We start from the raw sequence: 14067 nt of genomic DNA on the forward strand, positions 1-14067 counted from the left end.
GAGCGGGCTTGCTCGCGATGGTATCGACGCGGTTCGACTGAAAAACCGCGGCGTCCACATCTCGAGCAAGCCCGCTCCCACAAGGGCACTTCACGCACCCGGCACAAAATGCTTCTGTGCCGTGCCGTGGGCAATCAATCGTGACAGGTAGTTCATTTTGTCGGCATCCTGATCGACAAAGCGAAAGGTCAGTTGCAGCCAGGCGCTGTCTGGTTTTGGCTCATACGCCACGATGGCATGCAGATAACCATTCAAACGCGCCACTTCGGCGCTCTCGCCCTGCTCAAGGTCCAATACGGCGCTGTCCAGCACCTGAGGCAGCACTTCGCCACGACGCACCACCAGCAGCGCCTCCTTAAGGCTCAGGGCCTTGATCACACAGACCTGTGTGCCGCTGGGTAACCGCAGTTGTCCTTGGCCACGGCTTGTCAGTGCCGGCGCAGGCACTGGGGCCGGACGCGGTGCAGGGGCCGCCGGTGCAGGGGTTACCACCTGCGCCTTGCCTCCAGTTAGTGCATTCAGCGAATCATTGCCAAACGCCGAGTTCATGCGCGTCGGTGCACTGGCCATCACCGAGTCGAGCAATCCTGCCTTGGTGAACGCCTTCTTCACCTTGGACAGCAACTGTTCGTTGGTAAAAGGCTTGCTGACGAAATCCGAAACACCGGCCTGAATAGCCTGGATCACGTTCTCTTTATCGCCACGGCTGGTGACCATGATAAAGGGCAGCGTTTTCAGCTGGTCCTGCTCACGACACCAACTCAACAGTTCAAGGCCGGACATCTCTGGCATTTCCCAGTCACACAGCACCAGATCGAATGATTCACGGGTCAGCAGGGTCTGGGCTTTGCGGCCGTTGACGGCGTCTTCGATCCTGATGCCCGGAAAATAATTACGCAGGCAATTTTTAATCAGGTCACGAATAAACGACGCGTCATCCACCACCAGCACACTCACCTTGCTCATCGACTGCTCCTTGGATATGAACGCCTGAAAACCAAAACGCCCGGCAATGAGCCGGGCGTTTTTAGTTCAGGCTGTCTTACTTATCGTCAGGCGGCGTCGCAACATTAGCGTTATCGGCAGCCGTGCCCTGAACTTCTTCGCGCATGCGCTTGAGGCCCATGTGTCGAACGTCGGTGCCGCGCACCAGATAAATCACCAGTTCCGAGATATTGCGGGCGTGGTCGCCGATACGCTCCAGCGAACGCAGTACCCAGATGATGCTCAACACCCGCGAGATCGAGCGCGGATCTTCCATCATGTAAGTGGCCAGCTCACGCAGTGCAGTCTTGTACTCGCGGTCGATGATTTTGTCGTACTGGGCCACCGACAGTGCAAGGTCGGCATCGAAACGGGCAAAGGCGTCCAGTGCATCGCGCACCATGTTGCGCACCTGATCGCCGATATGGCGCACCTCGACATAACCCCGTGGTGCCTCACCTTCTTCGCACAACTGGATAGCCCGGCGGGCGATCTTGGTCGCTTCGTCGCCGATGCGCTCAAGGTCGATCACTGACTTGGAGATGCTGATAATCAAACGCAAGTCAGACGCCGCAGGCTGACGACGGGCCAGAATGCGCAGGCACTCCTCGTCGATGTTGCGCTCCATCTGGTTGATCTGTTCATCAATCTCGCGCACCTGCTGAGCCAAACCCGAGTCGGCCTCGATCAACGCGGTCACTGCATCGTTGACCTGTTTCTCGACCAGGCCGCCCATCGCCAGCAGGTGGCTGCGCACGTCTTCGAGTTCCGCGTTGAACTGCGCGGAAATGTGATGGGTGAGGCCATCCTTTGAAATCATGGTTCTGCTCCGCAAAAGCTGTGAGCTGCGCGCTGTAAGCGGCTAGCCAAATTGTCGATACGTCGAACGGTCACTACCGCTCAAACTAGCCATAGCGCCCGGTGATGTAGTCTTCGGTCTGCTTCTTGGCCGGGTTGGTGAACAGCGTGTCGGTGTCGCCGTACTCAACCATTTTGCCCATGTACATGAACGCCGTGTAGTCCGAAACCCGAGCTGCTTGCTGCATGTTGTGGGTCACGATCACGATGGTGAACTTGGACTTGAGTTCGTAGATCAGCTCTTCGACTTTCAACGTCGAGATCGGGTCGAGTGCCGAGCACGGTTCATCGAGCAACAACACTTCAGGCTCTACCGCGATGGTACGGGCAATCACCAGACGTTGTTGCTGGCCACCCGACAACCCCAGTGCCGATTCATGCAGGCGGTCCTTGACCTCATCCCACAACGCTGCGCCCTTGAGTGCCCATTCAACGGCCTCGTCGAGCACGCGCTTTTTGTTGATGCCCTGAATCCGCAGACCGTAAACCACGTTTTCATAAATGGTTTTGGGGAACGGGTTTGGCTTCTGGAACACCATGCCGACGCGACGACGCAGCTCAGCGACATCCTCGCCCTTGCGGTAGATGTTGTTGCCGTACAGGTTGATCTCGCCTTCGACCCGGCAACCGTCTACCAGGTCGTTCATGCGGTTGAAGGTGCGCAGCAACGTGGACTTGCCACAGCCCGACGGACCGATAAACGCCGTTACCCGTTGTTTCGGGATATTCAGGCACACGTCGTACAGCGCTTGTTTTTCGCCGTAGTAAAGATTCAGGCCCGGGACTTCAATGGCGACTTCTTCGCTTTCCAGGTTCAAGCTTTGTTTGGTGCGACCCAAGGCTGACATGTTGATGCCGTGGGTTGAGGATTCATGCTGCATGGGTTGCTCCATACGCTAAAAATTCGTTTCGGTTTTCAGTAACCGGGCTTCTTCTGTGGGAGCTGGCCTGCCAGCGATTCGGGTAACCGGTTCCACCTTGAAACCTTGGCGATACCTTCGCGAGCAAGCTCGCTCCCACAGGTTATGTGTCTATCAGCTTTCCAGCGCCTTGTACTTCTCGCGCAGATGGTTACGAATCCACACCGCCGACAGGTTCAGGGTCGCGATTACCAGTACCAGCAGCAGCGCCGTGGCATAGACCAGCGGGCGGGCAGCTTCGACGTTCGGGCTTTGGAAGCCGACGTCATAAATGTGGAAGCCCAAGTGCATGATCTTCTGGTCAAGGTGCAAGTACGGGTAGTTGCCGTCCAGAGGCAGCGACGGTGCCAGCTTGACCACACCCACCAGCATCAGCGGCGCCACTTCACCGGCCGCACGAGCCACGGCGAGGATCATGCCCGTCATCATGGCCGGACTGGCCATCGGCAGCACGATCTTCCACAGCGTTTCGGATTTGGTCGCACCCAGCGCCAGCGAACCTTCGCGAACGGTACGCGGAATACGCGCCAGCCCTTCTTCAGTGGCCACGATCACCACTGGCACCGCCAGCAGCGCCAGCGTCAACGAAGCCCACATCAGGCCCGGTGTACCAAAAGTCGGCGCAGGCAATGCTTCAGCGAAGAACAAACGGTCAACCGAGCCGCCCAACACATACACAAAGAAGCCCAGACCAAACACACCGTAAACAATGGCCGGCACACCCGCCAGGTTGTTCACCGCAATACGGATCACCCGGGTCAGGGTGTTTTGCTTGGCATATTCACGGAGGTAAACCGCCGCCAGCACACCAAACGGAGTCACGATCACGGCCATGATCAACGTCATCATCACGGTGCCGAAAATCGCCGGGAAAATACCGCCTTCGGTGTTCGCTTCACGCGGGTCCTGGCTCAGGAACTCCCAAATGTTGCTGAAATACATGGCCAGTTTTTGCCAGCTGTTCATGGCGTTCGGCTGGTAGGCCTTGACCACTTTGCCGATGTCGATCACGAGCTCTTTGCCATTGGCATCGCGGGCCGTAAGGCTGTCGCGATTGAACTGCGCATGCAGCTCGCCCAGACGATCTTCAATCGCTTTGTAACGGGCATTCAGCTCGGCACGTTCAGCGTCCATGTCCGCTTGTGCCTGAGGGGTCAGCTTGCCGTCCAGTTCCAGCTTGCGACCCTGCAGACGGATGCGCTCAAGCCCATAGTTGATCGCACCGATGTCTTTCTTCTCGAGCTGGCTGAGTTGCGCCGCCAGATCATTCACACGCTTGACCCGGGCTTGCAGCTCTGGCCAGGCGGCGGCACCTTCTGCCACCACCTTGCCGTTTTCTTTCACGTTAACCAGGTAACCGTAAAAGTTGCCCCACTCACGACGCTCAATGGCCATCAGCTCTGGCGGCGTGCTCTGGTTAGTCAGCCACTCGCCGACCACCCAGGTAAAGTCGTTGCCATTCAAGTCACGGTTGCCGACCTTGATCAGCTCGCGAGTCATGAACTCCGGGCCTTGCTCCGGGACTGGCAAACCCGCGCTTTTCAGACGCTCGCGGGGCACCTCTTCCTTTTGCACCACTTCACCAACCACCAGGTGATGGGTATCGCCTGGAACGTTGTACTCAGCGTGTATCAGATCAGCAGGCCAGAAGTGGCCCAGGCCACGTACGGCAATCACCGACAGCAAGCCGATGGTCATGATGACGGCGATGGAAACCGCACCACCGCTGATCCAGACGCCAGGAGCGCCGCTCTTGAACCAGCCTTTGAGGGAGTTCTGTTTCACAGACTTCTACCTTCCTTAAAGCGACGAATATTTCTTGCGCAGACGCTGACGGATCAGCTCGGCAAGAGTGTTCATGACAAAGGTGAACAGCAGCAGCACCAGGGCCGAGAGGAACAGCACGCGGTAATGGCTACCGCCCACTTCCGACTCCGGCATTTCCACCGCCACGTTTGCCGCCAAGGTACGCAGGCCTTCGAACAGGTTCATTTCCATGACCGGGGTGTTACCGGTGGCCATCAACACAATCATCGTCTCGCCAACCGCACGGCCCATACCGATCATCAGTGCCGAGAAGATCCCCGGGCTGGCCGTCAGGATCACTACGCGGGTCATGGTTTGCCACGGCGTGGCACCCAGCGCCAGCGAACCCAGGGTCAGACCGCGAGGTACGCTGAACACGGCGTCTTCAGCAATCGAGTAGATGTTGGGGATAACTGCAAAGCCCATAGCCAGACCCACTACCAGTGCGTTGCGCTGGTCGTAGGTGATGCCCAGGTCGTGGGAGATCCACATCCGCATGTCGCCGCCAAAGAACCAGGCTTCCATATACGGGCTCATGTACAGCGACAACCAGCCCACAAACAGCAGCACCGGGATCAGAATCATGCTTTCCCAACCATCCGGTACTCGCAGGCGGATCGACTCAGGCAGACGGCTCCAGGTGAACCCGGCGACCAGAATACCAATCGGCATCAGCATCAGCAGGCTGAAAATCCCCGGCAAATGCCCTTCGACATACGGTGCGAGGAACAGACCGGCAAAGAAGCCCAGAATCACCGTTGGCATGGCTTCCATCAGCTCGATAACCGGCTTGACCTTGCGGCGCAGGCTCGGAGCCATGAAGTAAGCGGTGTAGATCGCAGCGGCAACGGCCAGAGGCGCAGCCAGCAACATGGCGTAGAAAGCAGCCTTCAACGTACCGAAGGTCAATGGCGCAAGGCTCATCTTCGGTTCGAAGTCGGTGTTGGCGGCGGTCGATTGCCAGACGTATTTAGGCTCGTCGTAGTTCTCGTACCAGACCTTGCTCCACAGTGCACTCCAGGACACTTCCGGGTGCGGATTCTTCAAGGTCAGTGGCAGCAGCTTGCCGCCCTCTTCCACGATGATGCGGTTGGCCCGCGGCGACAACGCCATGATGCCAGGGCCTTCGGCAATTTTTTCGACCAGCAGGGTACGGTGCGCGGTGCTGTGGAACACGCCGATCTCACCCGCCGCATCCAGGGCCAGGAAGCCCTTGCGACGTTGTTCGGCAGTGATTTCAACAATCGGCGAAGTGCCCATCTGGAAGCTGCGGATAGGCTTGAAGCGCTGTTCGCCATCCGGATCGCGGGCCATGAACCACTGGCTCAGACCACCTTTGGAATCGCCAAATATCAGGGAGATGCCACCCACCAGCTGCGCACTGGCCGTGATCTCTGTGGTCGCGTCCTCAGAAAGTTTGTAGCGACCGTTGAGGCTCTTGTCGCGCAGGCTGAACACATCGACTTGGGCGCGATCATTGACCACATACAGCCACTGCTGACGCGGATCGATGTACAGCGCTTTAACCTGATTGGTCATCTGCGGCAGATCGATGCGGGTCTCGGAGTTCGTGACCTCACCGGTCATCATGTTTTCTTCGCTGGCCAACGACACCACATGCAACTGCGCGCCGGTTGAACCCGCCAGCACCAGCGTCGAATCGTTCACGCTGAGGTTAACGTGATCCAGTGCGCGGCCTTGCGGATCGAGCACGACGGGGGTTTCACCGTAGGGGTATTCAATCGCAGGGGTGATGGTCTTTTTGTTGTCCGGGTAGCTGACGCGATAGGTGTGGCGAAACACCAGCGCCTGGCCATTGGACAAGCCCAAGGCTACCACCGGGTTACCCGGCTGGTCTTCGCCCAGCGAAGTCACTTGCGTGCCAGCTGGGAGCGGCAAGTTAACCCGCGTCAGTTCTTCGCCGTTCTTCACATTGAAGAACAGCACCATGCCCTTGTCGGATACCCGCATGCCCACCTGATTCTGCTCCTCAACGGAGATCATCAGCGGCTTGCCGGCGTCCTGCATCCAGACCGGCGTAATCGCCTGTTTGGCATTCAGGTCGGCGCCCTGGAACAGTGGGTAAACCACGTAGCCCAGAAAGAAGAAAATCAGGGTGATAGCGCCGAGCACGGCAAGACCGCCGATAAATACATACCAGCGGGTCAAGTGGTCTTTAAGCGCGCGGATACGGCGCTTGCGCTGCAGTTCAGGCGTATTGAAATCAATGCGCTTGGGAGCGGATGTCGTAGTCATTGGGGAATTGGCCAGATCATTCATGCGCACACCCTAGCGGTCCTGTATGACAGAAAGATGACAAAGCAGTGACGCAAAAAATCCGCCGCCCAGTGGTTCCGGCAGCGGAGTGAAAAAATGAGGTGAAGCAGAAGTGAAATAACCCTGTAGTCGCTGCCGCAGGCTGCGAAGGGTTGCGCAGCAACCCGTTGATCTGAAGTCTGCGCGATCCTTTTCGCAGCCTTCGGCAGCGACTACATAGCCATTACTTCTTCGCGACGTCAGCGCCGCCTTCTTTCAAGCCCAGGTCAGCCAAAGCTTTGGCAGCGACTTTGGCTGGCAGAGGGATGTAGCCGTCTTTGACAACCACTTCCTGACCTTGCTTGGACAGAACCAGCTTGATGAACTCGGCTTCCAGCGGGTTCAACGGCTTGTTCGGCGCCTTGTTCACGTACACGTAGAGGAAACGCGACAGCGGGTATTTGCCGTTCAGTGCGTTTTCTTCGGTGTCTTCGACGAACTCGGTGCTGCCTTTTTTAGACAAAGGCACGGTCTTCACGCTGGCGGTTTTGTAACCGATGCCCGAGTAACCGATACCGTTCAGCGAGCTGCTGATCGACTGAACTACCGAGGCAGAGCCCGGTTGTTCGTTCACGTTAGGCTTGAAGTCACCTTTACACAGGGCTTCTTCCTTGAAGTAACCGTAAGTGCCGGATACCGAGTTACGACCAAACAGTTGCACCGGCTTGTTCGCCAGGTCGCCCGTCACACCCAGGTCACCCCAGGTCTTGATGTCGGACTTGCCGCCACACAGACGCGTGGACGAGAAGACAGCGTCTACTTGCTCCATGGTCATGTGCTTGATCGGGTTGTCCTTGTGCACGAACACGGCCAGGGCATCCACTGCCACCGGGATGGCGGTTGGCTTGTAGCCGTACTTCTGCTCGAAAGCAGCCAGTTCGTTGTCTTTCATCTTGCGGCTCATCGGGCCCAGGTTAGCGGTGCCTTCAGTAATCGCAGGCGGCGCGGTCGAAGAACCGGCAGCTTGAATCTGGATGTTCACGTTTGGATATTCTTTCTTGTAAGCCTCAGCCCACAAGGTCATCAAGTTCGCCAGGGTGTCAGAACCAACGCTGGACAGGTTGCCCGATACACCAGTTGTCTTCACATAGGGCTGAATAGCCGGGTCAACACCAGCGGCAACCGCATTGGCAGTTGCAACGCCTGCGGCAACAAAAGTCAGGGCCGCCATAACACGCTTCAGTTTCATGCCTTACTCCTAACAAACGGGGTTAGATGAATCGGGGGCCAGTATCTGCAGGCCATGTGACTACTCTATGAACCGATTGTGACAATTAGATGAAAGGCCATCATTCGTTACAAATGATGGCCTTCGGGGAGAGGCTAGCGAGACGTCATGACAGACAAGGAATCGATCAGCGTCCTTTTTTCCACAGATAAGCACCCACTACCAAGCCCATCGTGCAAATGATTGCCACGTAATACGCGGGTCCCATCGGGCTTTCCTTGAGCAATAGGGTCACGGCCATCGGGGTCAGGCCGCCGAAGATGGCGTAGGCCAGATTGTAGGAAAACGATAGACCACTGAACCGCACCACAGCCGGGAACGCTTTGACCATCACATAGGGTACGGCGCCGATGGTGCCTACAAACAAACCGCTCAGGGAATACAACGGGAACAGCCAGTCAGGGTGTTGCAGCAGGCTGTGATAGAACGTCCATGACGTGATCAGCAACCCGGCGCAACCCACCACAAACACTTTGCCTGCACCAAAACGGTCAGCCAGAGCGCCCGAGGCAATGCAACCCAAACTCAAAAAGACGATCGCCAGGCTGTTGGCTTGCAACGAGGTGGTCGCAGAAAAACCGTAGATGGTTTGCAGTACTGTCGGCGTCATCAGAATGACCACAATGATCCCGGCAGACAGCAGCCAGGTCAGCAGCATAGAGATCACTATCGCCCCGCGGTGATCACGCAATACGGTCTTGAGCGGGACTTCAGCGGCCAGCGCCTTGCGCAGTTGCAACTCGGCGAACACCGGGGTTTCGTGCAACCAGCGACGCAGGTAGACCGAGAACAACCCGAACACACCGCCCATCAGAAACGGAATCCGCCACGCGAAATCAGAGACTTCAGCCGGTGTATAGATCGTGTTAATGGCAGTCGCCATCAGCGAACCCAGCAAAATACCCGCCGTCAGCCCGCAGGTCAGGGTGCCGCAGGCATAGCCCACATGGCGTGGCGGTACGTGCTCGGCCACAAATACCCAGGCCCCTGGTACTTCACCGCCAATGGCGGCGCCCTGAATCACGCGCATCAGCAGCAACAGGATCGGCGCCCACATGCCAATCTGCTCATAGGTTGGCAGCAGCCCCATGATCAAGGTCGGAACGGCCATCATGAAGATGCTCAAGGTGAACATCTTTTTGCGCCCCAGCAGGTCGCCAAAGTGCGCCATGACGATGCCCCCTAGAGGGCGCGCCAGGTAACCTGCGGCAAAAATGCCAAAGGTTTGCATCAGGCGTAGCCATTCCGGCATGTCAGCCGGGAAGAACAACTTGCCGACCACGGTGGCGAAAAATACAAAAATAATGAAATCGTAAAACTCCAGCGCACCACCCAGGGCAGACAGCGACAAGGTTTTGTAGTCATTACGGGTCAACGGCCGTGAAGGCGGTGCAGCACTGGAAGGCTCTGTGATCATGGGGTAATGCTTCTCTTATTAGGCTCGGCAAAAGCTGCAACTTCGCCGGCAGGGGCTGGGCAGGTTTTGAAAGATAACAAATTGTTTGCAAAAGCACAGAGCTAGACGCGCAGCGCCCTCAAAAAGCAGAATCTGAAGGTCGTCGGCTGAGTCATCGCCCGATATACTCACAACAGAAAGAAACACTTGGTAACTTCTCAAGTGACTGTACGAAAACGTCCTGCTGGACGACTTCAGCCGGTTTTGCAGCGTTTCCCCATGGCGCGGCTTATGAAGAACGTGACGAACGTAGTATGTTCGGGCTGAATCGTTTTTCTAAAGACGCTTTTTCACCCGCAGTACTCATGAAGAATCACGGGTCAGAGGCCCTTAGGCATGCTAGAGCTCGAACAAGAAGATCCAATCCCCCAAGGCGACTTGGCCTTGCAGATCACCGCCTTGCCACGGGAAACCAACGGTTTCGGTGATATTTTCGGTGGTTGGCTGGTTTCACAAATGGACCTCGCCGGTACCGCAATGGCCAGTAAGGTTGCAGGTGGCCGTGTAGCCACTGTCGCGATTGATCGCATGGCGTTTTTGGTGCCTGTGGCCGTTGGCGCGCAATTGTCGTTCTACACCCAGGCACTGGAGATCGGCCGCAGCTCGATCCAGATGATGGTTGAAGTGTGGAGTGACGACCCGTTGTCCAGCGAGTGGCGCAAAGTGACCGAAGCGGTCTTTGTATTTGTTGCCATTGATGGCAGCGGTCGTACCCGCTCCGTTCCGCCGCGCCGCTAAAACTTGCGCGATTTGCCTGCCCATTGCTGCCTTTGCCCCTGAAATAGAGAGCCTGCCATGCATCACATTGAGTCAGTCACCCTGGATGAACTGGAGTGCTGGCACTTCCAGCATGGTCAGGCACAACTGTTGATCGCCAAACAGGGCGCGCAGGTACTCAGCTATCAGATAGGCGATGAGCCCCCGATTATCTGGCTCAACGAAAAAGCGCAGTACAAGCAGGGCAAAGGCATTCGTACCGGCGTGCCTGTGTGCTGGCCGTGGTTTGGCAATCTGGCGCTTAACCCGCAAAGCGTGCAGGCCATGCGCCACAGCGATGAACCCGCCACCGCCCACGGCCTGGTACGTACCCGCGAATGGGAAGTGCTGGAGATCGATGATGCGGGCGAAGCGCTGCATATTGAACTGGGCTTGCCCCACATCGAGGGCGGCCTGCCCGGCTGGCCCCACGATGTGGCACTCACCCTGAGCATTCGGCTCGACACCCAGTTGCACATCAGCCTCACCAGCCATAACCGCAGCGACATCCCGGTCAGCATCAGCCAGGCGCTGCACAGTTACTTCGCGGTCAGCGACGTACGCAAGGTTCAGGTTCAAGGGGTCCAGGGCCTGACCTACATCGATACCCTCAAAGACTGGGAACACATCAAGCAGTCGGGCGACCTGACCTTCAGCGGAGAAACCGACCGTATCTACCTCGACACCCCGCAGCAACTGAGCATCGTTGACCCCGCCTGGTCACGCACTCTTGAGTTGACCAGCCGAGGCTCACGCACAGCCGTGATCTGGAACCCCTGGATCGACAAGACCGCCAGCTTCAAGGACATGGCAGCAGATGGCTGGCAGCGCATGCTGTGCATCGAAACCGCCAACGTGATGGATGACGTGATCACCCTTGAGCCAGGCGCCAGCCATACGCTGGGTGTGAGCATTGCGAGCAAGCGCCTGAAGGCCTGATACACATACACCTTGTGGGAGCGAGCCTGCTCGCGAAGATCGTTTTCGCGAGCAGGCTCGCTCCCACAACTAATCTGCCACCTACAAATCTTCCTCGACCACCACCCGCACCTTGCTGGCATCCAGCGCATAAGCCGCATCGGCCAGGTCATTGCTGACCTTCTCGACCTTCAGCGTGCCCATGACCCACAGCGGCGTGTAGATGTCATCCAGCTTCAGGCCTTTGGGATAGCGCACCAGCACCAGTTGATTCGGCGGCGGAGGTGGCACATGGATGCAGGCCCCCGGGTAAGGGACCAGGAAAAACAACGTGCTGCGCCCCTTGGCATCTGTTTCCAGAGGTACGGGATAACCGCCCAGACGGATATTTTTGCCGTTCATGCCAGCAACAGTTTTGCTGGAATACATCACGGCCGGCAAACCCTTGCTCTGCTTCAAGCCACCCTTGTCAGTAAACGTACCATTGGCCTCGGGCGAGTCATGGTCAATTTCGGGCATTTGTTCGAGGGCTTTTTGGTCCGACATGGGCATCAGTTCGAGCCAGTCGGTTTCGGGCAGTTCTGCCGCGTGTACCAGGCCTGAGCCCAGCAAAAGAAAAGTCAGTAGAAGACGGCGCATGAAAGGCTCAATGAAAGAGGAGTTAAACGCGCGCAGTTTAGCTCCCTCTGCGGTTCGCGCAGAGAGAGCCAAAGCGTTTAATCAGGACTTTTTCGACACAATGCCGTAGATCACCAGCAAGATCACTGCACCAACCACCGCACCAATAAAGCCGGCACCCTCACCCGCCCTGTAGATACCCAGTGCCTGACCACCATAGGTAGCCGCCAGCGAACCGCCGATACCCAGAAGGATGGTCATGATCCAGCCCATGCTGTCGTCACCTGGTTTCAGGAAACGAGCCAGCAGGCCAACGATCAAGCCGATGAAAATGGTTCCGATGATGCCCATGGGCGCTTCCTCTCGTTTAGATGGCGTTATACCAAAGCCTAGTCAGCACTTTGGCATCACGCCATCAGAGAGCAGTGACAACCCAATGGTTCCCGGCAAAAGCGATTTACGCTTCGTCGATCAACGCTTCAACCTTGAGGATTTGCGCTTGCAGCGTCGCCATGTCGGCGCAGCGCAGGTTGGCGTGCCCGACCTTGCGGCCGACCTTGAACGCCTTGCCGTAGTGATGCAAATGGCAGTCGGCAATCGCAATCACCTTCTCAACCGGCGGCACGCTGCCGATGAAGTTGAGCATGGCGCTTTCACCCACCTTGGCCGTCGAACCCAGCGGCAAGCCAGCGATGGCCCGCAAGTGGTTTTCGAACTGGCTGCACTCGGCGCCTTCAGTGGTCCAGTGCCCGGAGTTGTGCACACGCGGAGCGATTTCGTTGGCCTTGAGGCCACCGTCGACTTCGAAGAACTCGAACGCCATCACGCCAACGTAATCCAGCTGCTTGAGTACACGGCTGGAGTAATCCTCGGCCAATGCTTGCAGTGGGTGATTCGTACTGGCAACCGACAGCTTGAGAATGCCGCTGTCGTGGGTGTTGTGTACCAACGGGTAGAACTGGGTCTCACCGTCACGACCGCGCACAGCGATCAGCGACACTTCGCCCGTGAACGGTACAAAACCTTCCAGCAAGCACGACACACTGCCCAGCTCGGCAAATGTACCCACTACATCCGCGGGGGTACGCAGCACTTTCTGGCCCTTGCCGTCGTAACCCAGGGTACGGGTCTTGAGCACCGCAGGCAGGCCAATGGTGGCCACCGCAGCGTCCAGATCAGCCTGGGACTGAATGTCGGCAAACGCCGGGGTCGGAATGCCCAGGTCCTTGAACATGCTCTTTTCAAACCAGCGGTCGCGCGCAATGCGCAATGCTTCGGCACTTGGGTACACCGGGACGAATTGCGACAGGAACGCCACGGTTTCAGCCGGAACGCTTTCGAACTCAAACGTCACCAGATCGACTTCATCGGCCAGTTGGCGCAAGTGATCCGGGTCGCTGTAATCCGCACGCAGGTGTTCGCCCAGTGCGGCTGCGCAGGCATCGGGAGCCGGGTCAAGGAAAGCGAAATTCATGCCCAGCGGAGTGCCCGCCAAGGCCAGCATGCGGCCCAGTTGGCCGCCACCGATTACACCGATTTTCATCGTCAGAAACCTCAGGCTACGCGCGGGTCTGGATTGTCCAGCACGCTGTCTGTCTGTTCAGCACGGAATGCTTTCAAAACGGTATGGAACTGCGGGTGTTTGGCACCCAGGATGCTCGCCGACAACAGGGCCGCGTTAATCGCGCCCGCCTTGCCGATGGCCAGGGTTGCAACCGGGATGCCTGCTGGCATTTGTACGATCGACAGCAGCGAGTCGACGCCCGACAGCATGGCCGACTGCACCGGAACACCCAGTACTGGCAAATGGGTTTTAGCCGCACACATGCCTGGCAGGTGGGCTGCACCACCGGCACCAGCGATGATGACCTCGATCCCGCGGCCTTCGGCCTCTTCGGCATACTGGAACAGCAGATCCGGAGTGCGGTGGGCAGAGACCACTTTCACTTCGTAAGGAATGCCGAGTTTTTCCAGCATATCGGCGGTGTGGCTGAGGGTGGACCAATCGGACTTGGAGCCCATGATCACGCCTACCAGTGCACTCATCGTCGCGCCTCTTCTCTTGGGCGCCCGCAGGCGCGTCAAAAAACAACAAGCCACGTGGAGGATCCGACGTGGCTTGTTATAGGAATTAAGGCCGGTCAAGCCAGCCGAAGGCCGCGCAGTATACCGCAAAGAGGTGGTTTGACAGCACCTTTGGCGACCAT

General features: G+C 57.6%; 13 protein-coding genes. 2 read left to right on the forward strand and 11 right to left on the reverse strand.

Translation table 11 applies throughout. The annotated features are described in order from the left end of the window. Positions 1 to 90: 90 nt before the first annotated feature. The 7 genes from RGV06_RS14170 to RGV06_RS14200 all read right to left on the reverse strand — a co-directional run bounded on the left by RGV06_RS14170 (position 91) and on the right by RGV06_RS14200 (position 9529). Entirely contained in the window at positions 91 to 966 is an 876-nt protein-coding gene (locus RGV06_RS14170; protein ID WP_048352463.1) for a response regulator, read from the reverse strand. A 76-nt stretch (positions 967 to 1042) separates the two neighbouring features. Then, on the reverse strand, positions 1043 to 1804 hold the full coding sequence (gene phoU / locus RGV06_RS14175; protein ID WP_322150252.1) for a phosphate signaling complex protein PhoU: 762 nt from the start codon (positions 1802 to 1804) through the stop codon (positions 1043 to 1045). Positions 1805 to 1889: 85 nt separating this feature from the next. Beyond that, positions 1890 to 2723, reverse strand: coding sequence for a phosphate ABC transporter ATP-binding protein PstB (gene pstB, locus RGV06_RS14180; protein WP_019826974.1), 834 nt, complete (start codon positions 2721 to 2723; stop codon positions 1890 to 1892). 153 nt (positions 2724 to 2876) lie between these two features. Continuing rightward, complete coding sequence (gene pstA / locus RGV06_RS14185; RefSeq protein ID WP_048352462.1) at positions 2877 to 4547, reverse strand: phosphate ABC transporter permease PstA; 1671 nt, start codon at positions 4545 to 4547, stop codon at positions 2877 to 2879. A gap of 15 nt (positions 4548 to 4562) precedes the next feature. Next, complete coding sequence (locus RGV06_RS14190) at positions 4563 to 6848, reverse strand: ABC transporter permease subunit (protein ID WP_048352461.1); 2286 nt, start codon at positions 6846 to 6848, stop codon at positions 4563 to 4565. A 220-nt stretch (positions 6849 to 7068) separates the two neighbouring features. Then, positions 7069 to 8073 (reverse strand): phosphate ABC transporter substrate-binding protein PstS, encoded by a 1005-nt coding sequence (locus tag RGV06_RS14195; protein WP_019826968.1) that lies wholly within the window; start codon positions 8071 to 8073, stop codon positions 7069 to 7071. Between the two features lie 166 nt (positions 8074 to 8239). Continuing rightward, complete coding sequence (locus tag RGV06_RS14200; RefSeq protein WP_019826966.1) at positions 8240 to 9529, reverse strand: MFS transporter; 1290 nt, start codon at positions 9527 to 9529, stop codon at positions 8240 to 8242. Between the two features lie 375 nt (positions 9530 to 9904). Here RGV06_RS14200 and RGV06_RS14205 point away from each other — a divergent pair, with 375 nt between their 5' ends. Both RGV06_RS14205 and RGV06_RS14210 read left to right on the forward strand, forming a co-directional pair. Then, positions 9905 to 10306: an acyl-CoA thioesterase gene (locus RGV06_RS14205; RefSeq protein WP_003438129.1), complete on the forward strand. Its 402-nt coding sequence runs from the start codon at positions 9905 to 9907 to the stop codon at positions 10304 to 10306. 57 nt (positions 10307 to 10363) lie between these two features. After that, a complete protein-coding gene (locus RGV06_RS14210; RefSeq protein WP_322150256.1) occupies positions 10364 to 11263 on the forward strand; it encodes a D-hexose-6-phosphate mutarotase in 900 nt (299 codons plus the stop codon). Positions 11264 to 11344: 81 nt separating this feature from the next. On the opposite strand, the gene RGV06_RS14215 is transcribed toward RGV06_RS14210, so the two are convergent. The 4 genes from RGV06_RS14215 to purE form a co-directional block, all read right to left on the reverse strand. After that, positions 11345 to 11881, reverse strand: coding sequence for a DUF3299 domain-containing protein (locus RGV06_RS14215; RefSeq protein WP_019826960.1), 537 nt, complete (start codon positions 11879 to 11881; stop codon positions 11345 to 11347). An 81-nt stretch (positions 11882 to 11962) separates the two neighbouring features. Beyond that, positions 11963 to 12211, reverse strand: coding sequence for a GlsB/YeaQ/YmgE family stress response membrane protein (locus RGV06_RS14220; protein WP_019826958.1), 249 nt, complete (start codon positions 12209 to 12211; stop codon positions 11963 to 11965). Positions 12212 to 12317: 106 nt separating this feature from the next. Then, positions 12318 to 13403: a 5-(carboxyamino)imidazole ribonucleotide synthase gene (locus RGV06_RS14225; protein WP_019826956.1), complete on the reverse strand. Its 1086-nt coding sequence runs from the start codon at positions 13401 to 13403 to the stop codon at positions 12318 to 12320. An 11-nt stretch (positions 13404 to 13414) separates the two neighbouring features. Beyond that, the gene (gene purE, locus RGV06_RS14230) at positions 13415 to 13906 is read right to left on the reverse strand and encodes a 5-(carboxyamino)imidazole ribonucleotide mutase (RefSeq protein ID WP_016782937.1); all 492 of its coding nucleotides are present in this window, start codon (positions 13904 to 13906) and stop codon (positions 13415 to 13417) included. Positions 13907 to 14067: the final 161 nt, after the last annotated feature.

This window comes from Pseudomonas sp. CCI3.1, assembly GCF_034313985.1.
Classification (GTDB): domain Bacteria; phylum Pseudomonadota; class Gammaproteobacteria; order Pseudomonadales; family Pseudomonadaceae; genus Aquipseudomonas; species Aquipseudomonas psychrophila.